This is a genomic window from Exercitatus varius, from assembly GCF_029577735.1.
Taxonomy (GTDB): Bacteria; Pseudomonadota; Gammaproteobacteria; order Enterobacterales; family Pasteurellaceae; genus Exercitatus; species Exercitatus varius.
In genome coordinates, this window is the sequence record NZ_JARQTO010000002.1 from 57,425 (window position 1) to 81,684 (window position 24,260).

General features: G+C 45.2%; 21 protein-coding genes and 1 tRNA gene. 10 read left to right on the forward strand and 12 right to left on the reverse strand.

Features of this window, described 5'->3' with window-relative positions; genetic code table 11:
• The first annotated feature begins 3 nt into the window (after nt 1-3).
• Both nlpI and P7M01_RS02880 read left to right on the forward strand, forming a co-directional pair.
• On the forward strand, nt 4-957 hold the full coding sequence (gene nlpI, locus P7M01_RS02875) for a lipoprotein NlpI (protein ID WP_317480639.1): 954 nt from the start codon (nt 4-6) through the stop codon (nt 955-957).
• A gap of 197 nt (nt 958-1,154) precedes the next feature.
• Nucleotides 1,155-3,005 (forward strand): DEAD/DEAH box helicase, encoded by a 1,851-nt coding sequence (locus P7M01_RS02880; protein ID WP_317482957.1) that lies wholly within the window; start codon nt 1,155-1,157, stop codon nt 3,003-3,005.
• An 88-nt stretch (nt 3,006-3,093) separates the two neighbouring features.
• Here P7M01_RS02880 and dauA read toward each other — a convergent pair whose 3' ends face one another.
• Nucleotides 3,094-4,845 (reverse strand): C4-dicarboxylic acid transporter DauA, encoded by a 1,752-nt coding sequence (dauA, locus tag P7M01_RS02885; RefSeq protein ID WP_317482958.1) that lies wholly within the window; start codon nt 4,843-4,845, stop codon nt 3,094-3,096.
• A 207-nt stretch (nt 4,846-5,052) separates the two neighbouring features.
• On the opposite strand from dauA, the gene P7M01_RS02890 reads away from it, so the two are divergent.
• The 3 genes from P7M01_RS02890 to P7M01_RS02900 all read left to right on the forward strand — a co-directional run bounded on the left by P7M01_RS02890 (nt 5,053) and on the right by P7M01_RS02900 (nt 7,386).
• Nucleotides 5,053-5,142: transfer RNA gene (locus tag P7M01_RS02890), tRNA-Ser, on the forward strand.
• 156 nt (nt 5,143-5,298) lie between these two features.
• On the forward strand, nt 5,299-5,979 hold the full coding sequence (locus P7M01_RS02895; protein ID WP_317475589.1) for a 7-cyano-7-deazaguanine/7-aminomethyl-7-deazaguanine transporter: 681 nt from the start codon (nt 5,299-5,301) through the stop codon (nt 5,977-5,979).
• Nucleotides 5,980-6,075: 96 nt separating this feature from the next.
• Nucleotides 6,076-7,386 carry an MFS transporter gene (locus tag P7M01_RS02900; protein WP_317482959.1) on the forward strand — a complete coding sequence of 437 codons (1,311 nt, stop codon included), beginning with the start codon at nt 6,076-6,078 and terminating at the stop codon, nt 7,384-7,386.
• Between the two features lie 174 nt (nt 7,387-7,560).
• Here the strand turns inward: P7M01_RS02900 and P7M01_RS02905 are convergent, their stop codons facing one another.
• Complete coding sequence (locus tag P7M01_RS02905) at nt 7,561-7,929, reverse strand: MerR family transcriptional regulator (RefSeq protein ID WP_317477638.1); 369 nt, start codon at nt 7,927-7,929, stop codon at nt 7,561-7,563.
• Nucleotides 7,930-8,006: 77 nt separating this feature from the next.
• On the opposite strand from P7M01_RS02905, the gene P7M01_RS02910 reads away from it, so the two are divergent.
• A complete protein-coding gene (locus tag P7M01_RS02910) occupies nt 8,007-8,396 on the forward strand; it encodes a carboxymuconolactone decarboxylase family protein (RefSeq protein ID WP_317480635.1) in 390 nt (129 codons plus the stop codon).
• A 58-nt stretch (nt 8,397-8,454) separates the two neighbouring features.
• On the opposite strand, the gene P7M01_RS02915 is transcribed toward P7M01_RS02910, so the two are convergent.
• Complete coding sequence (locus P7M01_RS02915; RefSeq protein ID WP_317482960.1) at nt 8,455-9,858, reverse strand: cytochrome c peroxidase; 1,404 nt, start codon at nt 9,856-9,858, stop codon at nt 8,455-8,457.
• A gap of 248 nt (nt 9,859-10,106) precedes the next feature.
• A complete protein-coding gene (gene truD / locus P7M01_RS02920; protein ID WP_317483041.1) occupies nt 10,107-11,114 on the reverse strand; it encodes a tRNA pseudouridine(13) synthase TruD in 1,008 nt (335 codons plus the stop codon).
• Nucleotides 11,115-11,301: 187 nt separating this feature from the next.
• Here truD and pyrG point away from each other — a divergent pair, with 187 nt between their 5' ends.
• Together pyrG and eno are read left to right on the forward strand one after the other, a co-directional pair.
• Entirely contained in the window at nt 11,302-12,930 is a 1,629-nt protein-coding gene (gene pyrG, locus P7M01_RS02925) for a glutamine hydrolyzing CTP synthase (RefSeq protein WP_317475593.1), read from the forward strand.
• 105 nt (nt 12,931-13,035) lie between these two features.
• Nucleotides 13,036-14,337: a phosphopyruvate hydratase gene (gene eno / locus P7M01_RS02930; RefSeq protein WP_317482961.1), complete on the forward strand. Its 1,302-nt coding sequence runs from the start codon at nt 13,036-13,038 to the stop codon at nt 14,335-14,337.
• Between the two features lie 86 nt (nt 14,338-14,423).
• Here eno and P7M01_RS02935 read toward each other — a convergent pair whose 3' ends face one another.
• Nucleotides 14,424-15,035, reverse strand: a complete 612-nt coding sequence (locus P7M01_RS02935; RefSeq protein WP_317482962.1) for a glutathione S-transferase — start codon at nt 15,033-15,035, stop codon at nt 14,424-14,426.
• Between the two features lie 112 nt (nt 15,036-15,147).
• Here P7M01_RS02935 and P7M01_RS02940 point away from each other — a divergent pair, with 112 nt between their 5' ends.
• Together P7M01_RS02940 and P7M01_RS02945 are read left to right on the forward strand one after the other, a co-directional pair.
• On the forward strand, nt 15,148-15,777 hold the full coding sequence (locus P7M01_RS02940; RefSeq protein WP_317482963.1) for an NUDIX hydrolase: 630 nt from the start codon (nt 15,148-15,150) through the stop codon (nt 15,775-15,777).
• Nucleotides 15,778-15,786: 9 nt separating this feature from the next.
• Nucleotides 15,787-16,191 (forward strand): DUF2251 domain-containing protein, encoded by a 405-nt coding sequence (locus P7M01_RS02945; RefSeq protein WP_317482964.1) that lies wholly within the window; start codon nt 15,787-15,789, stop codon nt 16,189-16,191.
• Nucleotides 16,192-16,236: 45 nt separating this feature from the next.
• Here the strand turns inward: P7M01_RS02945 and fucO are convergent, their stop codons facing one another.
• The 7 genes from fucO to P7M01_RS02980 form a co-directional block, all read right to left on the reverse strand.
• Nucleotides 16,237-17,388, reverse strand: coding sequence for a lactaldehyde reductase (gene fucO / locus P7M01_RS02950; protein ID WP_317476682.1), 1,152 nt, complete (start codon nt 17,386-17,388; stop codon nt 16,237-16,239).
• A 71-nt stretch (nt 17,389-17,459) separates the two neighbouring features.
• A complete protein-coding gene (fucP, locus tag P7M01_RS02955; RefSeq protein ID WP_317476681.1) occupies nt 17,460-18,746 on the reverse strand; it encodes an L-fucose:H+ symporter permease in 1,287 nt (428 codons plus the stop codon).
• A 45-nt stretch (nt 18,747-18,791) separates the two neighbouring features.
• Nucleotides 18,792-19,442 (reverse strand): L-fuculose-phosphate aldolase, encoded by a 651-nt coding sequence (locus P7M01_RS02960; RefSeq protein ID WP_317476680.1) that lies wholly within the window; start codon nt 19,440-19,442, stop codon nt 18,792-18,794.
• Nucleotides 19,443-19,452: 10 nt separating this feature from the next.
• Nucleotides 19,453-19,887 carry an L-fucose mutarotase gene (gene fucU / locus P7M01_RS02965; protein ID WP_317476679.1) on the reverse strand — a complete coding sequence of 145 codons (435 nt, stop codon included), beginning with the start codon at nt 19,885-19,887 and terminating at the stop codon, nt 19,453-19,455.
• Between the two features lie 13 nt (nt 19,888-19,900).
• Complete coding sequence (fucK, locus tag P7M01_RS02970; RefSeq protein WP_317476678.1) at nt 19,901-21,358, reverse strand: L-fuculokinase; 1,458 nt, start codon at nt 21,356-21,358, stop codon at nt 19,901-19,903.
• Between the two features lie 88 nt (nt 21,359-21,446).
• Nucleotides 21,447-23,207 carry an L-fucose isomerase gene (fucI, locus tag P7M01_RS02975; protein WP_317482965.1) on the reverse strand — a complete coding sequence of 587 codons (1,761 nt, stop codon included), beginning with the start codon at nt 23,205-23,207 and terminating at the stop codon, nt 21,447-21,449.
• 220 nt (nt 23,208-23,427) lie between these two features.
• Entirely contained in the window at nt 23,428-24,180 is a 753-nt protein-coding gene (locus P7M01_RS02980) for a DeoR/GlpR family DNA-binding transcription regulator (protein WP_317476676.1), read from the reverse strand.
• Between the last annotated feature and the right edge of the window lie 80 nt (nt 24,181-24,260).

Consider the following 24,260-nt stretch of genomic DNA (forward strand, 5'->3'; position numbering starts at 1 on the left):
TAAATGGCACATCTGAAACGGTTTTTAAACATCGGTTTATTTATTCCAGGTTTATTCGTTTTGTTGCTTGCGAGCTGTACAAGCGGCAGCGGAGTTTTCGTGTCTAAAAATAAGATTGTGTTGGCAGAACAATATCCTAACGTGCATTTTGAACAGGAAGTGATGATTGCACGTATCAGCCAAATGCTGATTATAGGACAAATGTCGCAGGATGAACGCGCCGATTTACATTTTGAGCGCGGCGTACTTTACGATAGTTTGGGGCTTTGGGGCATGGCTCGTTACGATTTCACCCAAGCCCTCGCACTGCAACCGAAAATGGCGGCGGTGTACAATTATCTGGGCTTATATTCGTTGTTGGATGAAGATTATGACAGCGCATTGGAAGCGTTCAATGTGGTGTTGGAATTGGATCCCGATTATGAGTACGGCTATTTGAATCGTGGTTTGGATTTTTATTACACAGGGCGTTATAACCTTGCCGAACAGGATTTTCATCGTTTTTATCAAGCGAATAACCAGGATCCTTATCGGGCGTTATGGATTTATTTGAACGAACTGAAATTCAAACCGAACGAAGCCAAACAGAATTTAGTAAAACGGGCGCCAACCCTTTCGACTGAATATTGGGGAACCTTTATCGTCCAATATTATTTGGGCAAGCTTTCCGAGCAGGATTTATTAGACAGAGCAAAAGTCTTTGTTGATCCGCAATCCCCAGAATATGCGGAAATTCTGACGGAAACCTACTTTTATCTAGCAAAACAAAAACTCAATACGGGCAATTTGGACGAAGCGGAAACCTTGTTCAAATTGGCGGTGGCAAATCAGGTGTATAATTTTGTTGAGTATCGTTTTGCGTTGTTTGAGCTGGATAAGCTGAAAAAAGCGGATGCCGGTGAACAAACGGAACCGATGTTGGACCGAAGAAAAACGGCCAATATTATCGCGGATTAAATCCATTCGTTATATTTCGCGATAAAGTGCGGTAGAAAAAAACAAAATTTTTGGCGTTGACGCAATCAACGTGCATGAAGTTATGACGCGATGTTTAATCTCGCGGCGTATCTTTGAAACCTTTTGCGGTGTGTAATCGCAAATTTATACACATGAAAGCCGATTGAGCTTTCCTTACATATAATCTGAGTATTTTAATGACTGAAACTAAAATTACCTTTGGCGACTTAGGTCTGCCTGACTTTATCCTTTCCGCTGTTTCTGAAATGGGGTTTGAATCTCCGTCTCCTATCCAACAAGCTTGTATCCCGCACCTTTTGGAGGGGCGCGACGTGCTGGGAATGGCACAAACCGGCAGCGGTAAAACCGCCGCTTTCTCTTTACCTTTACTGGCGCAAATCGATAGTAACGAAAAATATCCTCAAATGCTGGTGATGGCACCGACGCGGGAACTTGCCATTCAAGTGGCGGAAGCCTGCGAACAATTCAGCAAAAATGCGAAAGGCATTCATATTGTCACCCTTTACGGCGGACAACGTTATGACATCCAACTTCGTGCTTTACGCCAGGGCGCACAAGTGGTAGTGGGAACGCCGGGGCGTATTCTGGACCATATCAAGCGCGGTACGCTGGATCTTTCCGCCTTGAAATTCATTGTGTTGGATGAAGCGGACGAAATGCTACGTATGGGTTTTATCGATGATGTGGAAACCGTGATGGCGGAATTGCCGGCACAACATCAAACGGCGCTGTTCTCCGCTACTATGCCGGAACCGATTCGCCGTATCACCAAACGTTTTATGACCAATCCGCAGGAAGTGCGAATTCAGTCAACCCAACGTACCAATCCGGATATCGCTCAAAGTTGCTGGTATGTGCGCGGTTATCGTAAAAATGACGCCTTATTGCGTTTCCTTGAAGTGGAAGATTTTGATGCCGCTATTATTTTTACCCGTACTAAAACGGGAACATTGGATGTAACGGAATTATTGGACAAACACGGTTTTCGTGCCGCCGCATTAAACGGCGATATGACTCAGCAAGCGCGCGAACAAACGCTTGACCGTTTACGCAACGGCAGCCTGGATATTTTGGTTGCGACGGATGTCGCCGCCCGCGGTTTGGATGTGGAACGCATTAGCCTGGTGGTGAACTACGATATTCCGCTGGATGCCGAATCTTATGTGCACCGTATCGGACGTACCGGCCGTGCAGGTCGTTCGGGCAGCGCCATTTTGTTTGTGGAACCGCGCGAGCGTCGTTTGTTAGGCAACATCGAACGTTTAATGAAAAAGCCGATCGACGAAGTGGAATTACCGAATCACGAACGTTTGCAGGCTTGTCGTCGTGCTAAATTTGTGGCGAAAATCACTAAACAGCTTGAACATCATGATCTGGAAAAATATCGCAGTCTGTTGGAAGATTTGTTTACTGCGGATCAGGATCAGGAAGATATCGCCGCCGCGATGTTAATGCTGCTGCAAGGCAAACAAAAACTGATTCTGCCGCCGGATGCACCGATGCCGAAACGCAGCGAACGTCGCGAGCGCTCTCAACGTTCCGAACGTTCGGATGAGCGACGCGGTTACGGCGCGCCGAAAGCCATGGATTTATACCGCATCGAAGTCGGTCGTTCCGACGGCGTGGAAGTGCGTCATATCGTCGGTGCGATTGCCAATGAAGGCGATATTAACAGCCGCCATATCGGCCACATCAAATTATTTGACGACTATTCGACAATCGAGTTACCGCAAGGCATGCCGAAAGAATTACTGCGTCATTTCGAAAAAACGCGGGTGCTGAATAAACAAATGCAGATGTCTTTTGTTCGCGCGGTACAAAGCGAAGAGCGTGCGGAACGTTTCGAACATCGTGACGGCAGAAGCGGCGGCAATGATCGTTTTGATGATCGCGGCGAACGTCGTTTTAATGAACGCGGTTTTAAAGGTGACCGTAAAAAATTCAGTGAAAAATTTGACCGCACTTTTAAAGAAAGCGGCCGCAAAGAATTTCGCGGAAAGAGCTTTAAAGGCAGTCGTCACAGTTAAGCGCAAGACATAAAAGAAAAAAGGAGCGTTCGCTCCTTTCTATGCCGTTACTGACAAAACCACCTTTCAGAAGGTGGTTTTTTTATAATTAACGACGTAGTTCCGATTCGTTTTCCTGCAAACGAATTTTGCCGTAAGTTTCGGTTAAATCCGGGCTGAAATTGATTTTTTTCAGTTCGGGCACAACGCTGGATTTCACCAGCATACGCAACGGCTGGAACTGCATGTTACACATATAAAGCTGTTGATGAGGCAACATGTGTTGTACAAATCGCGTTAAGGCGTGAATTCCCCCGGTATCCAACACGTTTACCGCTTCGCATTGCAGCACGATATGTTTGATTTCATGATCCGTATGCACGGTTTTATCATGCAGTTCTGCGAACAAATTATCCGCTGCAGCGAAGAATAACGGACCGCTGATTCGGTAAACCAGCACATCGGTTAGATCGTCGGGATGCGACATTTCGATAGATTTGGTCATTTCGGCAATAGTCCGGATGAAAAGCAAACTTGCCAGCAGAACGCCCACGGAAATAGCGATAACCATGTCGAAAATCACAGTCAGCAGGATACAGATCACTAGCACGGCAATTTCGTTTTTACCGGAACGACGTACCAACGAAATGATATTGTGAATATCCGCCATGTTCCATGCGACCATCAACAGTAACGCCGCCATCGAGGCTAATGGCAGATAAGATAAGGCTTTGGCGAAGATGAGCAAGGATAAAAGCACTAAAATACCGTGAACGATACTGGCGATAGGCGAAACTGCGCCGGCTTTAACGTTTGCCGCCGAACGGGCAATCGCCGCCGTTGCCGTAATTCCGCCTAAAAACGGCGATACGATGTTACCAATTCCCTGTGCCAGCAATTCGTTATTGGAATGGTGTTTGGTGTCCGTCATGTTATCCAGCACAACCGCGCATAATAAGGATTCGATGGCACCGAGAACCGCCATGGAAAACGCCGCCGGTAGCAATGCCTGTAAAGCGGCGAAATCCCAATTAATCACTTCGCCTTGCGCATTGGGAATGTTCCACGGCAACATGAATTGCGGTAATACGTTCGGAATGCCGTTACCCACGGTGCCGTCCGATAACGTGTAAGTAAAAGCGGAGCCGATGGTGGCGACGTTCATACCGTAATAACTTAAAATTAACGCTAAAATCGTGCCCACGATTACCGCCGGCAAATGTCCCGGAATCGGCAAACGCAAACGACGCCATTGAGTTAACACGAAAAGCGTGACGATCCCTACGGCGGTATCCGACCAACTGATTGTCGGCAGTGCGGTGAAAATGGTTTGCACTTTGTCAATGTAATGAGAAGGCATCGACGGAATGGTCAAACCGAGAAAATCTTTAATCTGCAACGTGGCGATGGTGATCCCAATTCCGCAGGTGAAGCCCAGGGTGACGGGTAACGGAATATATTCGATTAAGCGCCCCAAGCGAAATAGCGCCATAATAATCAAAATGAGGCCGGAAAGCAGAGTTGCCATCAATAAACCGCCTAAACCGAATTGTTGGGTGATCGGATATAAAATCACCACAAATGCGGCGGTCGGTCCCGAAATGTTGAAACGGGATCCGCCGGTGACGGCGATCAAAATACCCGCGACAATGGCGGTATATAACCCGTGTTGCGGCGGCACGCCGCTGGCGATGGCCAACGCCATAGAAAGCGGAATGGCAATCACGCCGACGGTGAGACCCGCAATGACGTCTCTAATCAAATGTTGTTTGGTGTAACCCGCGCGAAAGCTGTCTTTTAACGCGCTAAAAGGTTTCACGGCCAGAAAAGCGTTTTTGGTTAAAAACCATTTATTTAGCATAGTGATTCCTGAAGGAGAAAAAAGTGCGGTTATTTTACTCTCAATTTTTTAAAAAATGCATGGGTTAGCGCAATAAATTTTAAAAAAGACTGGACGGAAAGCCGATAAATTCTTATAATCTCGCCCGCTTTGTTGCTGTTAAGTATTTTACTTAATGCAAAACGGCGATAAAGCGACAATAAACAGAATGAATTCTGTGTTCAAGATGGTGAGATGTCCGAGTGGTTGAAGGAGCACGCCTGGAAAGCGTGTATACGGGAAACTGTATCGGGGGTTCGAATCCCCCTCTCACCGCCATCCGATATTAATTCTATTCATCTTTATTCCGAAATTCTTTCATTTGTTTCCGCTTGAAATCTTCTTTATATTCACTATTATTCCGGTTTCATTTTAAACGAAGCAACTGAGATTCTTGGGTTCCCTCACCCCAGGTTTTAACAAAAAGGATTTGTCATGACACATAATGCTATCATTGTTACTCGTCAGCAAAAGCGTAATGCATTGATTCTGCTGGCTTTATTTCATATTTTTATTATTGCGGCAAGCAACTATCTGGTGCAGATTCCGTTTGAAATCTGTTTACCGTTGACGGCGTTGGGCGCGGCTGAGGATTTCAGCTTTCACAGCACCTGGGGAACCTTAACGTTTCCGTTTATCTTTCTGGCGACGGATTTAACCGTGCGGGTGTTCGGCGCCGCATTGGCGCGACGCATTATCTTTGCGGTGATGTTTCCCGCCCTGGCGGTCAGTTACGGCGTTTCCACCTTGTTTTCGGACAGCCAGTATCAAGGGCTGCAGGCGTTATCGACGTTCAACGGTTTTGTATTCCGCATCGCCGTCGCCAGTTTCAGCGCCTATGTGTTCGGGCAGTTACTGGACGTATTGGTATTTAATCGCCTACGCCGGCTTAAAACCTGGTGGATTGCGCCCGGCAGCTCGATGATTTTCGGTTCTATGGCGGATACCTTTATATTTTTTGCCGTGGCGTTTTATGCCAGTACCGATCCGTTTATGGCGGAACATTGGATGGAATTGGGTTTTGTGGATTATTTATTTAAATTATTTGTGGGCGTTATGCTGTTTGTACCGGCTTACGGCGTGGTGCTGAATTTTATTTTGCGCAGGATTTTGTAGCGGATTCAATCGAGTCGGTTTATTGCGTAAGTGCGGTCAAAAAATGTTGAGTTTTTTGACCGCACTTTTAACTCTAATCACAATCAAGGAACCAAGATGAATTTAAGAGAGAAAATTGACGACAGCCCGATGTCCGGTTATCAGTGGATGATTGTAATCATGGCGGCGATTATGAATTTGCTTGACGGCTTCGATGTGCTGGCGCTGGCGTTTACGGCGACCAATATTCGCAACGAATTCGGTTTAAGCGGCGAACAGCTCGGATATTTGCTGAGTGCGGGCTTATTCGGCATGACCGCGGGCTCGTTGTTTTTGGCGCCGGTGGCGGATAAAATCGGACGCCGTCCGTTGTTGCTGATTGCCGTTGCGTTGTCCGCCGTGGGTATGTTGGGATCGGCGTTTATTCAGTCTCATCATGCCTTATCATTCTGGCGCGTGGTCACGGGTTTGGGCGTTGGCGGGATTTTAGTGGGCACAAATGTATTGACCAGTGAATATTCTTCCCGTAAATGGCGCAGTTTCGCCATCAGCGTGTACGCCGCCGGTTTTGGCGTCGGCGCGGTGTTGGGCGGCATGTTCGCCGTGACATTGCAGGCGGAATACGGCTGGCGTTCGGTTTATTTGGCCGGATTTGCGCTCACGGCGTTGTGTCTGGCGGCATTAATGGTTTGGTTGCCGGAATCCATCGATTTCCTGATGTCGAAGCAACCGCCGAATGCCAGGGTTCGGTTAAATAACATTGCGAAGAAAATCGGCTTGGCGGGTGAATGGTCATTGCCTGAAAAATCCGTTGCGCCGGTGCACAAATTGCCGATAAGCCAACTATTCAACGGGCGATATCGCCGTTCTACCGGGTTAATTTGGCTAGCGTTTTTTGCCGTTATGTTCAGTTTTTATTTTGTCAGCTCATGGACGCCGGCCTTGCTGAAAGAAGCGGGGATGACTACAGAACAAAGCGTTAGCGTAGGCATGATGATTTCTTTGGGCGGAACCTGCGGTTCTTTATTTTACGGCTTGCTCGCCAGTCGTTGGTCGGCGCGTAAGGTGTTGATTTTGTTTACTTTGTTATCCGCCTTGTTGGTTGTCGTTTTTATTCTGTCCGCTTCCGTTTTATGGTTGGCCATGCTGTTCGGCGTGTTGCTGGGCGCGTTGATGAACGGTTGTATCAGCGGGCTTTACACCCTTAATCCGAGCATTTATGCCGCAGACATTCGCAGCACGGGCGTGGGTTGGGCAATCGGCGTCGGGCGAATCGGTGCCATTCTGGCGCCGATTACCGCCGGCGCGCTACTGGATGGCGGTTGGGAAAAGCAAAGCCTATACGAAGCCGTTGCCTTGGTGTTGTTAGTTTCAACGATAGCGTTGGCGTTATTGAAGACTCGCACGGTCGTGAAATCGGTTTCGTAAAAAAACTTGTCATTTTTTATGCGTAATCGCCAGTGCGATTACTTATGGCTTCGCCACCGTTGGCAAAGCCAACGTTCAAAAAGCGTTGCTTTTTGTGACCGCACTTTTCTGTCGCAAAGGCGGCGTTCAAGCGAGTAAGAGGCGGTTTTATTCGCTTATGTTGACGTTTTTCCGTTAAATGTCGTCCGCGGACTTTTGCATGGCGGAACGGTAAATCGCCAGCTTTTGCGCTAAAAACGCTTGATGTTCCGCTAATTCTTGCTGCTTTCGGATGAGATTTTCGCGATGGGCGAGCAGAATTTCATAACGTTGGGGAATGGTGGCGTCGCCCATGTGGCGCAATCGGGCGTATTCTTTAATTTGCGCCAGAGGCACGCCCATTTCCTTCAGGCGAAGAATAAATCCCACCCATTCCGCATCGCGGTTGCCGTAACAACGATAGCCGTTTGAATCCCGTTCGGGCATTAACAGCCCTTCTTTTTCGTAATAACGTAAGGTGTCGCTGGACAGCCCGGTTTTCGCCGAAAATGCTTTAATTTGCATAAAAAAATCCTTGCCTTGGAGTGAGGTCCATAGTTTACCCTGCTTGGGTCATTTCATAAACAAGTAAGGAGAAAATTATGCTAAATGATCAAAAGTTAATGAAGCGCGGATTAGCGAAATTACAGGAAATCGACGGCGGACAAGGCGACCAGGTCATGCAGGCGTTGGCGGATATTGCGCCGGATCTGGGGAAATATATTATTACCTTTGGTTTCGGTGAAATTTATAACCGTCCGCAACTGGATTCATCACAGCGGGAATTGATTACTTTAGCCGTGTTAACGGCGCAGGGCGGTTGTGAAAAGCAATTACAGGTGCATATTCATGCGGCGCTGAACGTAGGTATCAAGGAAGAGCAGATTATTGAAACGTTCATTCATTGCGTGCCTTATTTAGGTTTTCCGAAAGCGTTAAATGCGGTATTTACGGCGAAAACGGTGTTTGCTGAAAAGCGGGGAGAAAAATAAAGCGAAAGGAAAAAAGGTTGTGGAAAGCGCGGCGGCTTTCCACAAGATGTTGAAAAAATTACTTCATTTTTTCGTTGGTTAACGGTTTGCCTTTAAATTCACCGGTTAACGAATTCAGGAAGGAAACGAGATCGTCGAGTTCCGCATCCGAGAAATCTTTATTGCTTTGATAATGTCCCATAATGCGAACCGCTTCTTTCAGGTCTTTTGCCGTCGCGTCATGCAGATAAGGCGCGGTTAAGGCCACGTTGCGCAGCGTCGGCACTTTGAAGCGGTGCATGTCGTAAGGATCCTGAGTTTCGGCGAAACGTCCTTTGTCCGCATCGGTCAATTCGGTGCCGCGGGCTTTGAAATAATCGTCGTAAACGCCCATATATTCAAAGGATTGTCCGCCCATTGCGGTGCCGGTGTGGCAGGTGTCGCATTTTGCATTTTTGAATAATTCGTAACCGCGTTTTTGTTGATCGTTTAAGGCGTTTTGTTCGCCTTTTAAGTAACGGTCGAAAGCGCTGTTCGGGGTAATCAGTGTTTTTTCAAATTCGCCGATAGCTTCCGTCACGGTCGCTTGGGTCAGTTCCGGGAATACCGATAAAAATTCTTTTTTGAACGCTTCATCTTGATCCAAACGGGCAATAATCTCATCCCAGTTTTTAGAACCCATTTCCACCGGATTAGTCGGCGGACCGCCGGCTTGATCCGCTAAGGTTTTCGCGCGACCGTCCCAGAACTGCCATTTATGAAACGCCGCATTGAAAACCGTCGGGGCGTTAATTCCGCCTTTTTTACCTTCGATTCCTTCGGAAACCGGTAAATTATCCACGCCGGCACGTTCTAATTGGTGACAGGTATGACATTGAATCGAACCGTCGCCGGATAAACGTCCGTCGAAATACAATTTTTCACCCAACGCCACTTTGCGCGAATCCGTCGGAATGGCGTCCGGAATAGGTTGTATCAAACGGCTCGCATCCGTTCCGCTCGTGTTCTGAGGCAGAAAATGCGCTTCACGTTGTTGTTTAATCCAATCCAGCACCACTTGTTTTTCATCTTCGTCAGGACGATTCCCCCAGTGAACGTGCAGGAATTTCACTTCCGGCATTTCATCGTTGCGCAGCACTTGTTCCAGCTTGGCTAAATCCGCTTCGGACAATTTGCTTGGATCATTCATGCCTTCGAACATCCGATCCAAACGAAAACTGCGCAAGCCTTTACTGATATCTTCCGCCATTAACTGTTTGGCGACCGGAAAATCGGCGTAGCCCGGCAGTTCCGCGCTCGGCGCGTGGCAATATTGACAGCCGTTGTCAAACATCACTTTGGCGACAGGTTTAAACTGCGCCGGCACGTTCGTTGCGGCATACAACTTTTCCGATTGCGATTTATCGAAAAAGTGCGCATAACCGACCATCGAAAAATATCCCGCTGCGGCAATGCCCACCGCGGATAATAAGTATTTTTTCATAGCGTCACTCCGATGTCATAAAAACCGTATGAATTATCCTATAAATCGTAGGGTTTTTGTTAATTTAAAAATCTATTGAATTGATAAGGGAAAACGATAAACGAAACGAATGGCAAAGGGAAAAGTGCGGTCACAAAAAGCAACGCTTTTTGAACGTTGGCTTTGCCAACGGTGGCGAAGCCATAAGTAATCGCACTGGCGATTACGCATAAAAAACGTTAAATTTTTTGACCGCACTTAATCAAGATTTAATCGGCAATCCGCACTAATTCGCGAATCAGCGCGGTGGCGTAGCTGCCGGCAGGCAGGAAAAACCGCAGCCGCAATCCCGTCGGTTCGAATTGCCAGCTGAAATTTTGCGGTTGCATTAACAGCGGACGGCGCGCCGGTTTCAGCCCTTCCCGTTTCATTAACGCCTGCAACGCCTGATGTTGCGCTACCACCTGATTTTCCAGCGCGTCGGCGGGTTGCGGTCTATCGCCAATAAGCGGTGCGGTGAGCAAAATATCGTGATTTTCCAGCCGCGTCTGCAACGCATTTAAATTTTCCTTTTCATCCGCCTGAAACCAGCTGTTGGAACCGGCGAGCTGCAGAATGTCGTTCGGCATTATCTGAGTGGCGAGCCCCATTTGCAGGCGGTTGGAGACCACCAGATTAAACACTTCGCTGCGTGCCGCGGAAAGATAAAAACCGCGTTTTTGACGATCTTTCACCTGTATTTCGCCGTTGGCCCAGCGCATGGCTTCGGTTAAATTGTGTCCGTCCCGGCCAAATCGCTGTTCGGTGAAATAATTGGGAAAACCCAGTTGTTTCACCAGATTCAAACGACGGTTAAGTTCATCCGTGGCGACGGCATCGCGCAACAAAATATCGAAATGATTTCCCTGCAAACTGCCGATACGAATTTTACGATTGTGCCGCGTAACCTCCAGTATTTCGACGCCTTCAATGCGGCATTGGTCGAAATCCGGCGTGGGTTTGCCGGGCATTTGCAGGCCGAACCATTGTTCGGTGACGGCGTGGCGATCTTTCAAACCGGCGTAACTCATATGGCGGACGGAAATGTTGCAGAATTTGGCTAATTGTTCGCCTGCCCAGATTGTGTTGGCGTCGGTTTTGCGGATTTTTACCGCCACGAATTCACCGTCGCCGGACAATGGATAACCCAGTTCTTCCCGTACGATAAAGTCGGCGGGTTGTTGTTTTAAATGAGCGCGCTGTTCCGGCGCGGTTTGTAAATAGGCTAAATCTAACATTTTACGGTTCTGTTTTATCAATTGGTTTTTGGGAAAAATTATAACGAAATTGACCGCACTTTGAAGATAAATTTGCGCTAAATCTTGCCTCTGTCGATTGAGTTTAACGCCCTTTTGATGTAAACTACGCTCCCGTCTTGATACATCATATCAACTCTTTTTTACCCCCAACATTTTAGGTTCTTATATGGCTACCAATTATATTTTTGTCACAGGCGGTGTGGTTTCATCATTAGGTAAAGGCATTGCGGCGGCGTCTTTGGCGGCGTTGCTTGAAGCGCGCGGTTTGAACGTCACCATTATGAAACTTGACCCGTACATCAACGTCGATCCGGGCACCATGAGCCCGACTCAGCACGGCGAAGTGTTTGTCACGCAAGACGGCGCGGAAACCGATTTGGATTTGGGTCATTATGAGCGTTTTATCCGAACTAAAATGACCAAACGCAACAATTTCACCACCGGCAAAATTTATTCCGAAGTGTTGCGCAAAGAGCGTCGCGGCGATTATTTGGGCGCCACCATTCAAGTGATCCCTCACATTACCAACGAAATCAAAGCGCGCGTGATTGACGGCGCGGCGGGTCATGATGTGGCGATTATTGAAGTGGGCGGAACGGTTGGCGACATCGAATCTTTGCCGTTCCTTGAAGCGTTGCGTCAGTTGGCGGTTCAAGTGGGACGCGAACGCACGATTTTCATGCACTTAACCTTAGTGCCGTATATTCCGACGGCAGGTGAAGTAAAAACCAAGCCGACTCAGCATTCCGTCAAAGAATTGTTGTCTATCGGTATTCAGCCTGACGTGTTGGTTTGTCGTTCGGATCGTATGATTCCGGCAAATGAACGCTCAAAAATCGCGTTGTTCTGTAACGTGCCGGAAAAAGCGGTGATTTCTTTAAAAGACGTGGAATCCATTTATCAGATTCCGGCGTTATTGCAATCTCAGGGTTTGGATGAATTCGTGTGCAACCGTTTCCGTTTGGAAGCCAAACCGGCGGATTTATCGGAATGGGAACAGGTGCTTTATCGCCAGGCTAATCCGACGGGCGAAGTAACAATCGGCATGGTAGGGAAATATGTGGAATTGCCGGACGCCTACAAATCCGTCAATGAAGCGTTAAAACATGCGGGATTAACCAACCGTTTAACCGTTCATATCAAATACATTGATTCGCAGGATGTGGAAACCAAAGGTACGGATATTCTGAAAGGGTTGGACGGAATTTTAGTGCCGGGCGGCTTCGGTTATCGCGGTGTGGAAGGCAAAATTTTAACCGCGCAGTATGCCCGTGAAAATAACGTTCCTTATCTTGGTATTTGTTTGGGGATGCAAACCGCATTAATCGAATATGCGCGTAACGTTGCCGGCATGAAAGACGCTAATTCCTCGGAATTCGTGAAAGATTGCCCGTATCCGGTGATCGGCTTGATTACCGAATGGCAGGATGCGGACGGCAATGTGGAACAACGTTCCGAAAGCTCGGATTTAGGCGGTACCATGCGTTTGGGCGCGCAAAAATGTCATTTGGTCGAAGGTTCGAAAGCCCGTGAATTATACGGCAAAGAAACCATTGAGGAACGCCACCGCCACCGTTATGAAGTGAACAATAAACTGTTACCGCAGATTGAAGCGGCGGGGCTAAGCATAACAGGCCTAAGTGCGGACAGAAAATTGGTAGAAATTATCGAAGTTCCGAATCACCCGTGGTTTGTGGCTTGCCAGTTCCATCCGGAATTTACCTCCACGCCGCGCGACGGTCATCCGTTGTTCGCCGGATTCGTGAAAGCGGCGAAGGAAAATCAGAAAAAGTAGTGGTTTGATCAAAAGATCATAAAGTTTTGCAAGACAAAACGACGAAATACAGATACTATACTTGAGTTATATACCCATTTTAGATTAACTAAGAGGAAAACAAAAATGGCAAAAATCGTTAAAGTTATCGGCCGTGAAATTATTGACTCACGTGGTAATCCGACTGTTGAAGCTGAAGTTCACTTAGAAGGTGGCTTTGTAGGTTTAGCGGCGGCTCCGTCAGGCGCATCTACCGGTTCCCGTGAAGCGTTGGAATTGCGTGACGGCGACAAATCCCGCTTTTTAGGCAAAGGCGTATTAAAAGCCGTTTCAGCGGTAAACAACGAAATTGCTCAAGCGGTAGTCGGTAAAGACGCATCCAATCAAGCCGAAATCGACCAAATCATGATTGATTTGGACGGTACCGACAACAAATCTAAATTCGGTGCGAACGCAATTTTGGCAGTTTCTTTAGCTACTGCAAAAGCAGCAGCAGCGTCAAAAGGTTTGCCACTGTATGCTTATATTGCAGAATTAAACGGTACGCCGGGTCAATATTCCATGCCGTTACCGATGATGAACATCATCAACGGCGGTGAACACGCAGACAACAACGTTGACATTCAAGAGTTCATGATCCAGCCGGTGGGCGCAAAAACTTTACGTGAAGCCGTACGTATCGGTTCCGAAGTCTTCCACAACCTGGCTAAAGTATTAAAAGCGAAAGGCTACAACACGGCCGTGGGTGACGAAGGCGGCTTCGCGCCTAACCTGGGCTCAAACGCGGAAGCGTTGGCTTGCATCAAAGAAGCCGTTGAGAAAGCGGGTTATGTGTTAGGTAAAGACGTCACTTTAGCGATGGACTGCGCATCTTCCGAATTCTATAACAAAGAAACCGGTAAATACGAAATGAAAGGCGAAGGCCGTTCGTTCACGTCTCAGGAGTTTACGCATTATTTGGAAGAATTATGCAAACAATATCCGATCGTATCTATCGAAGACGGTCAGGACGAATCCGACTGGGAAGGTTTTGCATACCAAACTAAAGTTTTAGGCGGCAAAATTCAATTGGTGGGCGACGACTTATTCGTTACCAACACCAAAATCCTGAAAGAAGGTATCGAAAAAGGTATCGCGAACTCAATCTTGATCAAATTCAACCAAATCGGTTCGTTAACCGAAACGTTGGCGGCAATCAAAATGGCTAAAGACGCAGGTTACACCGCGGTGATTTCACACCGTTCCGGTGAAACCGAAGACGCGACTATCGCCGATTTAGCGGTGGGTACGGCAGCCGGTCAAATCAAAACCGGTTCGATGAGCCGTTCGGATCGTGTTGCGAAATACAACCAATTAATCCGTATCGAAGAAGCGTTAGGCGACAAAGCACCGTTCTTAGGCTTGAAAGCGGTGAAAGGTCAGGCTTAATCGCCGATTGAGTTGAAAAAACTCGTCAAAAATCGCCCGCACTTTCAAAGTGCGGGCGATTTTTCGTTTGTTTTTTGTCGTTAAACTCAGGGTTGGGTAGCGGCTAAAATCGGGTATCGATTATTCATTTCTTCCGCCCAGGCCACTAATTTCGGGAAATGCGCGGTCAGATCGTAACCGGTTTTATCGGCGCGGAAATTCCACCAATCGATCAAACAAACGGCGGTGATCGTTCCTATATTTAACTCGTAGCCGAACGGCGCAAGCGCTTGTTCAAGCTGAGTAAAACTTCGTATGTTGCGTTCCGTTAATTGATGATGACGTTCCGTCCACCATTCGTTTTCCGGACGAAGCATTTTTTCCGCGACCATCGGCATGGTATTTTCCATGATGCCGTCAACCAGGTTATGTAACGCCAACACCGCCCAACGGGGTTTACCGCTTTCCGGAATTAATTTCGGACGGTCGCCTTTTTGATCGAGATATTCGCAGATAAGCAGGCTGCCGAAAAGCCAGTTTCCGCAATTACGCTGCAAAGCCGGTATGCGTCCCAGCGGGTTGACTTGGTTATGGGGCGAGTTGGGATCAAAGGATGAAGTAATGCGTAATAATTCCGTTTTGTCTTCAAGCTGCTGATGTTTTAGCGTCACTAAGACTTTACGCGCGAACGGGCTTGTTGTGGAATACCAAAGTTTCATATTAACTTCCTTCTGTGACAAATGAATTCAATATAAATACTATCATACAAAATATCGGCTTTCTTCTATGTTACAATATCGGCGAATGATTTTGGTCAAACGTAGGTTTCAGATGAAAGATGTTTTATTAACCGAGCCCTGGCTGGCTTGGGCGATTGAAATTCAAAGCATTGCCCAAAACGGATTGGCGTACGGTAAAAATGTTTATGATATTGAACGTTATGAGCGGTTGCGGACGCTGGCGGCGGAAATGTTAAGTTATAAAACGGCTCTGCCCGTCGAAAAAGTCCAAAATTTATTTTGCAACGAGCAGGGTTATCAAACGCCGAAAATCGATTCCCGCGCGGCGATTTTTAAAGACGACAAGATTCTGTTGGTGCAGGAAAATTCGGGTTTGTGGTCATTGCCCGGCGGTTGGATTGATGTCACCGAAACCATTCGCAGCAACACGATAAAAGAAGTGCGCGAAGAAGCGGGATTAGCGGTCAATCCGCAATTTATCATCGCGATTCACGAACAGCATAAACGAAATTATCCGGCGTTTGCCCATCGGGTGTTGAAAACCTTTGTGATGTGCGAATTGCTCGGCGGCGAATTTCAGCCTAACAGTGAAACCTTGCAGTCCGCTTATTTCGGCATCGACGAGATTCCCGAAATGGACGGCGAGAAAAATACCGCAGAACAAGTGAAACTGTGTTTTGAAGCGCACCGCAGCGCCCAATGGACAACGCAATTTGATTAAGGAAAACAGATGTTACATTTAGTATTGGAAGATAAACATTTAATCGGCCGGGCAAAACGCTTCGGCGCGCATTCCGTTAAACATGATCATTTGGTGGTGATGTTCGAAGACGACGGCGAAACCGGCTATTTTTACGCCTTAAATACCGAAGAGCCGCAACCGGTGGTAGACAGCCTGTTTGTGTACGGCTGTCATGATATTGAAGGCAAACACGAACCGCGCACCTTCCAGATTTGCTGGACGGAAGACGGCATGCAGGCGTTCCTGCTGGTGAACGGTTATCCGCACGCCTCCTTTGATTTCGCCCGTTTAGTGGGATTCAATCACAGCAAATATCCGGAGCCGGATTTGGGTAGTATGTGGTCACGAGATGAAATCAATGATGATTTAGTAAAAAAATGGCTAAATGAATGAAGAAAATAAAGCCCTAACGCAATAGGTTAGGGCCGATTTTTCTACTTAAAAGGCAATCTTATATACGTCTAGAATTTCTTCTGCCGTGCAATCTCTAGGGTTTCCACCAGTGCATACATCATTAAAAGCATCCACAGATAACGCTGGAAGATCCGCTTCTTGAACGCCAATGGCAGACAGTTTTTCTGGAATACCCACATCTTTAGCTAGTTGTTTAACAGCGTTGACTGCAGCATTACAATACGCTTCAGGCGTCATTTGATCAACACCCTGAACGCCCATGGCTCGTGCGATTTCACGATATTTTTCACCAGTAAAATCTTTATTAAAATCCATCACATAAGGTAATAAAACTGCATTCGCAATGCCATGTGGCGTATCGTAATACGCTGAAAGCGGATGCGCCATACTATGCACAACACCAAGCCCAACATTAGAGAAACCCATACCTGCAACATATTGTCCCAATGCCATACCTGCACGTCCTTCCGGCGTATTTTCTACGGCTCCACGTAGGCTACGAGAAATCATTTCAATCGCTTTCAAATGTAATGCATCCGTTAATTCCCAAGCGGCTTTTGTAATATAGCCTTCGATAGCATGGGTTAAAGCATCCATACCGGTTGCCGCCGTCAGTCCTTTTGGCATCGACGACATCATATCCGGATCAACAACGGCCACAACAGGAATATCATTCACATCCACGCAAACAAATTTACGTTTTTTTGCTTCATCGGTAATCACATAATTAATGGTCACTTCTGCCGCTGTGCCTGCTGTTGTAGTCACCGCAATAATTGGCACACATTTATTTTTGGTCGGCGCCACACCTTCAAGAGAAAGTACATCGGCAAATTCAGGATTATTAATAATAATACCAATGGCTTTCGCACTATCAATCGGTGAACCACCACCAATGGCAATTAAATAATCTGCGCCAGCCTGTTTAAAGGTTTCTACGCCTTTTTTAATAATATCTACACTTGGGTTGGCTTTCACTTCATCAAAAAGCACATAATCCAAGTTCGCTTGCTCTAAAAGTGCGGTAACTTTTTCTGCAACTTTAAACTTCACTAAATCTTTATCTGTTACTACTAGTGCTTTTTTAAAACCACGACGTTGCGCTTCGACAACTACATTTTGTACGGCTCCAGAACCATGGTAACTGGTTTCATTAAGAATCATTCGATTTGCCATAATATATTCTCCTTACTTCATATAATGAACAAATAAAAAGTGCTGCCAAAACGACCGCACTTTTAAGATAATTATTTCAACACTTTCCAGCATCTGAATCCATAGATAGCGATAACAACGAAACAGATGAGCGGAAGAACAAATGAGAAGTTCACTGCTGGCATTCCTGCCACAACACCTTGGTCAATAATCATACCCTGTAATGGAGGCATTAATGCGCCCCCCACAATCGCCATAACCAAACCTGCCGCACCTAAAGCAGATTCTTCTTGCTGTCCATCCAATGCAATACCATAAATAGTTGGGAACATCAGTGACATGAATACGGATGTTAAAACTAAACAGTAAAGTCCCACGATACCATCAATGAAAATAACGCCCAAGATACTGAAGAAACCACCAATAGCAAACAAGAATAACATCACTTCTGCTTTCAAAAATTTCATCACGGCTGTACTAATAAAACGGCTGCAGATAAATAGCGCCATCGCAACAATATTCCAGTTTTGCGCTTCTGCTTTTGTAAGGCCAATACGTTCAGCATATTGAATAATAAACGTCCAACACATAATTTGCACGCCAACATAAAATACTTGCGCAATTACGCCTTCACGGTATTTCACATTAACAATTAAGCGTTTAAACGCATCTTTAGGTGAAATATGTGCAGATTCATCTGCCTTCGTCGTTGGCATTTTATAAAGTGCAATAATGATAAACACCGCCAATACAATTAACCCAATGACCACATAAGGATCTCGAATCATCGCCAAATCGTGGGTTTTGACTACAGCTTTTTCAGCTGCAGACAAAGTATTAAAAATAAGATTACCTGCCGCATCACGTTTTTCCGATTCAAGATTAGTTAAGACAATTTGAGAAGCGACAAACATACCAGTAATCGATCCCAACGGGTTAAAGGATTGCGCAAAATTCAATCTGCGTGTAGCCGTACTTGGATCGCCCATAGATAAAATATAAGGATTAGCTGTCGTTTCAAGGAACGCAAGACCAAAGGTAAGAATATAAAGCGACCATAGGAAAAACGAGAATTGCTCAAACATTGCTGCAGGGATAAATAAAAATGCTCCTATCGCGTACAATGCCAAACCCAATAAAACGCCCGCTTTATAACTATAACGACTGGCAAATAATGCGGCTGGAATCGCCATTGTTCCATAGCCACCATAGAAAGCGAATTGCACTAATGCCGCTTCAGAGGCTGGAATTTCCATTACCGTCTGGAACACTGCCACCATCGGATTAGTAATATCATTCGCAAATCCCCACAATGCAAATAACGATGTAATTAAAATAAAGGGGACGATAAATTTTTTCTCAAGCACTTTAGCACTCATAGAATATTCCTTCTAAACGTTTAACCTGTCATCTGCCATACATTCTCATTTTTCTTCAACCCAAGAGCCGTAAGACTTAAATTTTTCTAATACAAAGCGCATTTCATCTTGGGATAACACCGGAATTGTTTTACCTGTCGCTAATAATTTCAGATACCATTCTGAAATAATTTCCACTTCATGAGCGATATGCAACGCTTTGTCTAAGGTTTTATCTGTCGTAATTAATCCGTGGTGGGCTAATAAAATCGCCTTGCTTTGTTTAATACCATCACGTACATAATCCGCAAGTTGGTGAGTACCAAAAGTGGCATAAGGGACACATGGAATATGATCTGTTCCCGTACAAGCAATCATATAGTGAATGGCGGGGATCGCTTCACCAAGAATCGAAACCGCGGCACAATTGCGAGAATGATTATGTACAACAGCGTCCATTTCAGGACGAGTTTCATACACGGCTAAATGGAATTGCCATTCACTCGACGGCAATTTACCGTCTTCGTGTTGCCCATTTTTATTGACATAAACAATAGAATCTTCAGTCATTTCTTCATAAGGTGTGCCCGTTGGTGTAATAAGCATACCGTTTTGATAACGCACGCTCACATTTCCTGCGGTTCCTTGATTTAAACCGAGCTTAGTCATTTCTAAACAAGTAGAAATAATTTGACGAGAGAGTTCTTTACGATTCATAGTAGATTCCTTATTCCACAGGTGTGACACCTTTTTTAATAATAATATTGCCGTATTTCGCTAATTCGCCTGTAATCACGATGGCATAGGCAGTTTTAGCACGATCATAAAAAGTAAAACGTTCAATACGTTGTAAATTCGGCGCATTTCCCACCGCACTTTTAATCGCGGCAAGATAGCGTTCTTCTACGCTTGGATCGATACTGTCGCCTTCCACCGCTTGCATCATAATTAATGGCGCATCCACATAAGCGTCATACTCAAACAATGGACTAATTCCTTCAAGTAATGTAGCAACACTGATACCATCTGCACGAATGACACGATGATGAAGTTGATGTGCAGGGAAATGCGCATCAGATAATACCAGTTCATCGCCATGTCCCATTTCAGCGAGAACTTTTAATAACTCTGGTGAAATCGCTGGGTGAATACCTTTTAACATTTCTCACTCCTTATTAATTTTGTTGTAAAAGTGCAGTGTAAATTGCTCTATTTTCTGAGGGTTCAATGCGTTTTTTCGCTGCTTGCATAGCCTGTTGTGCTTGTTCTGCATTTTCATACACACCAACACCCGCAAAGACAAACATCGCCGCACCTAATACGGTACTTTCTGCCACATCCACGACATCAATAGGCAAACCTAAAACATCTGCACGGATTTGATTCCATAACCGATTTTTTGAACCACCACCGACACAAATTAAGCTTTCAGCCTTGAAATGACTGACTTGTTCAAGTACATCCAACCCTTGTTTTAGTTGGTAAGCCATATATTCCAATGCCGCACGGTAAATTTGTCCACGTTGGCTATGCATAGACAGCCCGACAATTTGCCCAACACCGCTGTGATGATCAGAGTTGAATACGCCTTGTAACGAAATACCGCCAGAGCCTGCTGGTTGTGCTTCACCTTCATCAATCATGGTAGGGTAATAGTGTTCAGTGCCGACTACGTCCGCAAACAACAATTTACCTATCCATTCCATAATACCTGAACCTACCCATTGCACTGCAGGGTTATAAGTTTGCGATTGCGCGTCAAATTCTGTGGTTAAACCTTGCGGTACAAATTCAAAATGTGGCTCAGCTTGTTTCGTGCGCGCCATCAGAATTTCCCAAGTGCCTGAACTTAACACGGGTTGATTTAACCCCGCGCCTGAACCAAAAACCGCAAACTGCGTGTCATGACCACAGGAAATCACGGGAATAGGATTTAACCCAAATTGTTCACAAAGTGCGGTCTGTAAAACGCCAATTTTTTCGCCCGCACTTTTCATTGGTGGAAAATGAGAAACATCTAACCCTAATTTAGAAAGCACATCCACATCCCAATTATTGGCGTGTAAATTGGTCATCATAGATGTTCCTGCCATGGTTCGATCTGTGGTTAATTTCCCTGTTAAGCGATAAGTGAGCATGGAAGAAATAAATACCCATTTATCCATTTGAGCAAAAATCTCAGGTTGATTTTCTTTTAGCCAAAGGAGTTTAAATAAGGTATTGAAACTGTATTGCCCAATGCCATTGCGTTCATATAAAGCTTTTACATCAAAATAATGGTCGAGCTTTTGCATAATGGGCAATGTACGCGGGCATTTCCATGAGATAATGGGATAAAGCTGATTTCCATGCTGATCAAAAGGCGCACCATCCACGCCAAACGTCGTCACACCAATACCTACGATATTCGCAAGATCAACACCTTTTGCTTTTAGCTCGTTTAAGGTCTGTTCGGCACACACAGTGAGTTTTGACCAAATTTCATCAAAATCCCAAATATGGTAGTCAGGATTTTCTGCACCCACTTGCGTGTTATTGGCAAGGTGATGCGCAGCGACAATTTCGCCTTGTTCATTCATGGCAATAGTGCGTAAATTGGTCGCGCCGCAATCAAAAATAAGGGCTAATTTCATATTAAGCTCCGGAAAGTGCGGTCAAAAAATGAATGATTTTTTATGATTTATAGGTGGGCAGATTCGCCCACCATCTTATGTTGTTAGATTATTTATAAAGTGGTCCAAAATTCTCGCACGCACGATAATCTTGCCCTTCTTTATCTTGGCCAAAACTATTCCACGCACTTGGACGGAATACGTGTTGATCGTCCACATTGTGCATACAAACTGGAATTCGCAACATAGACGCTAAAGTAATGAGATCCGCACCAATATGGCCATAAGTTGCGACGCAGTGATTGGCTCCCCAATTTGCCATCACCGAATACACATCTGTAAATGCGCCTTTACCTGTTAAACGTGGCACAAACCATGTGCAAGGCCAAGTTTCGTTTGTCCGTTTCATTAAGGTTTCATGAACTTCTTCAGGTAATTCAATTGACCAACCTTCTGCAATTTGCAAGACAGGACCTAAACCTTTAATGATATTTAAACGGTGCATCGTAAATGGCATGCCGCCTTTTGTGACGAATTGAGAAGAATAGCCACCCCCACGGAAATATTCATGCACCGCCGGACACCATTTGGTATTTTCTAAACAACGTTCGCCATCTTCTGGTGTCACATCCCACGCAGGTTTAATGGTTGGTTTACCATCGGCATAATGATGTTGACCACTACCGTCTAAGGCAGCCGAACCCGAGTTGATTAAATGGATAAATCCAATCTCAGGACGGAATCCTGTGACTCGTTCAACAGAATCTTGGCTCCAATAGGTACGCACATCAGCAAAGACTTGCGCTTGTCCTGTGAGTTGGTGACCAAATAACATACAAACGCCATTGAGTGAATCATTTTCTGTAGCAAGAATATAAGGCGGACGCACACCATTCCAGTCATAAGTTGAGTTAAGCATGGCTTCCATAAAATCGCCATTTGGCAAATGATCTGTCCAATGGCGTTGACCTTGGAAACCTGCGGCAATGGCATTATGACCTAAGGCTTCTTCGCCAAATCCCAATTCAGCAAGACGTGGATTACCTACCATTAAATCACGTGCAATAATGGTCATTTTCACCACATTTGCCCAAAGTTCATCGCGTTCTGCCGCTGTACGTTGATGTTCTGGTGTATTCACATCCACGCCTTCAGGGCAATGAGCTTTCACCCAATCAAAGGCTAGTTTGAATTCTTCTTCATCATAAATATGGCGATCTAAACGACGTTTAATTTCCGTCATATCCACATATTCATTACGCATGCCAAGATATTCTTGGAAGAACGGTTGATTCACGATAGACCCTGCGATACCCATAGAAACAGAACCGATAGAAAGGTAAGATTTACCGCGAATCGTCGAGACAGTAAGGGCGGCACGAGCAAAACGTAGCAATTTTTCTTGTACATCAGTAGGGATACTTGTGTCGTCAGCTTCTTGCACTTCTGTGCCGTAAATAGAGAAAGCCGGTAAACCAAGTTGTGAATGGCCTGCAAGTGCAGCAGCTAAATAAACTGCCCCTGGACGTTCAGTACCATTAAATCCCCAAATGGCTTTCGGCATATGTGGATCCATATCAATCGTTTCAGAACCATAGCACCAACAAGGTGTAACCGTAATAACTGCACCAACATTAGCTAATTTAAATTTTTCAGCGCAAGCTGCGGCTTCTGCTACACCACCGATACAAGTATCGGCAATGACACATTCCACAAAGGAACCATCTGTGTGGCGAATATGGGTTTGCAATAATTCCGCCACAGATTTTGCCATATTCATGGTTTGTTCTTCTAAAGATTCACGAACCCCCATGCGGCGACCATCGATTGTTGGACGAATACCAATTCTAATCGGAGTTGATTTAGTCATAGACTTATTCCTTCTTAATGATTTGATTACTCAACTAACAAAAATGTTAGTACTCTGTACTGCTTGAAAATATTTTTAACTGCTGACAAAGAAGAACCTAATATTTTTTCAATTTTGTTTGATTTTCGTGATAAAGATCACATATTTCGGTCAAAAACGCCAATAAAAAATGCCCGATTTGGTCAAAAATAAAACCAATCGGGCATTTAGTTCAATCTATTTATGCCGTTAGAATCAAAATATCATGTTCATGGCAATAATGTTCCAGTTCATCGGGCAAACCTTTTTCAGTAGATAACACATCCATTTGAGAAAGATCACCCAACAAAATAAGATTTTTCTTTTCAAACTTAGAACTATCTACAATTAAGATTTTTTGCCCTGACGCATCAATCATCTTCCGTTTTAAGGAGGCATTAACTTCGTTACTCTCCCAAATTTTTCCCTGACTATCCACACCAGAGCAAGAGAATACGCCAATATCAATATGTAAACGTTCTAGCAGTTTCTCAGATAATGGACCATAAAAAGCATCATATTTACTTGAATAAACCCCGCCAGTAGCTATCGTTCTAATATTAGGTTTGTTCACTAATGCCATGATATTATGCATTGAATTTGTCACCACAGTACAAGGAATATCGGGAATCTGTTGAGCAAAATACCAGCTTGTTGAACTGGCATCTAAACCTATTACCGCGCCCTCAAACACATAATCAATAGCATTTAACGTAATTGCCTTTTTATTTTCAACATTAGTACGCTGACGCGTTTGAAACGAGCTACCGATGTCTCGTGCTTTTATACTTGCTGCCCCGCCGTGAGTACGATAAATTAACCCGCGCTCTGCAAGCAAATTTAAGTCTCTGCGAATTGTTTCTACAGAAACAGAACAAGTATTAGCCAATTCTGAGACCGAAATCTTACCCATTGAGCTAATACGTTGTAAGATGATATCTTCACGTTTTTTCATAATAACCTCACTTAAATTCGGTCAAAACGGTCATTTAATTATAAATGCTATTCTGTTCTTTTTGTCAATTCTTGAATAAC

Coding starts and splice junctions, on each gene's coding strand:
- fucU (WP_317476679.1), bottom strand. CDS start 19,887: ATGTTAAAAGGTATTCACCCAGCGATTTCACCAGAGTTATTAAAAGTT.
- P7M01_RS02980 (WP_317476676.1), bottom strand. CDS start 24,180: ATGAAAAAACGTGAAGATATCATCTTACAACGTATTAGCTCAATGGGT.
- P7M01_RS02945 (WP_317482964.1), top strand. CDS start 15,787: ATGTTACATTTAGTATTGGAAGATAAACATTTAATCGGCCGGGCAAAA.
- pyrG (WP_317475593.1), top strand. CDS start 11,302: ATGGCTACCAATTATATTTTTGTCACAGGCGGTGTGGTTTCATCATTA.
- P7M01_RS02895 (WP_317475589.1), top strand. CDS start 5,299: ATGACACATAATGCTATCATTGTTACTCGTCAGCAAAAGCGTAATGCA.
- fucI (WP_317482965.1), bottom strand. CDS start 23,207: ATGACTAAATCAACTCCGATTAGAATTGGTATTCGTCCAACAATCGAT.
- truD (WP_317483041.1), bottom strand. CDS start 11,114: ATGTTAGATTTAGCCTATTTACAAACCGCGCCGGAACAGCGCGCTCAT.
- fucO (WP_317476682.1), bottom strand. CDS start 17,388: ATGGCAAATCGAATGATTCTTAATGAAACCAGTTACCATGGTTCTGGA.
- P7M01_RS02900 (WP_317482959.1), top strand. CDS start 6,076: ATGAATTTAAGAGAGAAAATTGACGACAGCCCGATGTCCGGTTATCAG.
- fucP (WP_317476681.1), bottom strand. CDS start 18,746: ATGAGTGCTAAAGTGCTTGAGAAAAAATTTATCGTCCCCTTTATTTTA.
- P7M01_RS02905 (WP_317477638.1), bottom strand. CDS start 7,929: ATGCAAATTAAAGCATTTTCGGCGAAAACCGGGCTGTCCAGCGACACC.
- P7M01_RS02940 (WP_317482963.1), top strand. CDS start 15,148: ATGAAAGATGTTTTATTAACCGAGCCCTGGCTGGCTTGGGCGATTGAA.
- P7M01_RS02910 (WP_317480635.1), top strand. CDS start 8,007: ATGCTAAATGATCAAAAGTTAATGAAGCGCGGATTAGCGAAATTACAG.
- nlpI (WP_317480639.1), top strand. CDS start 4: ATGGCACATCTGAAACGGTTTTTAAACATCGGTTTATTTATTCCAGGT.
- P7M01_RS02960 (WP_317476680.1), bottom strand. CDS start 19,442: ATGAATCGTAAAGAACTCTCTCGTCAAATTATTTCTACTTGTTTAGAA.
- dauA (WP_317482958.1), bottom strand. CDS start 4,845: ATGCTAAATAAATGGTTTTTAACCAAAAACGCTTTTCTGGCCGTGAAA.
- eno (WP_317482961.1), top strand. CDS start 13,036: ATGGCAAAAATCGTTAAAGTTATCGGCCGTGAAATTATTGACTCACGT.
- P7M01_RS02935 (WP_317482962.1), bottom strand. CDS start 15,035: ATGAAACTTTGGTATTCCACAACAAGCCCGTTCGCGCGTAAAGTCTTA.
- P7M01_RS02915 (WP_317482960.1), bottom strand. CDS start 9,858: ATGAAAAAATACTTATTATCCGCGGTGGGCATTGCCGCAGCGGGATAT.
- fucK (WP_317476678.1), bottom strand. CDS start 21,358: ATGAAATTAGCCCTTATTTTTGATTGCGGCGCGACCAATTTACGCACT.
- P7M01_RS02880 (WP_317482957.1), top strand. CDS start 1,155: ATGACTGAAACTAAAATTACCTTTGGCGACTTAGGTCTGCCTGACTTT.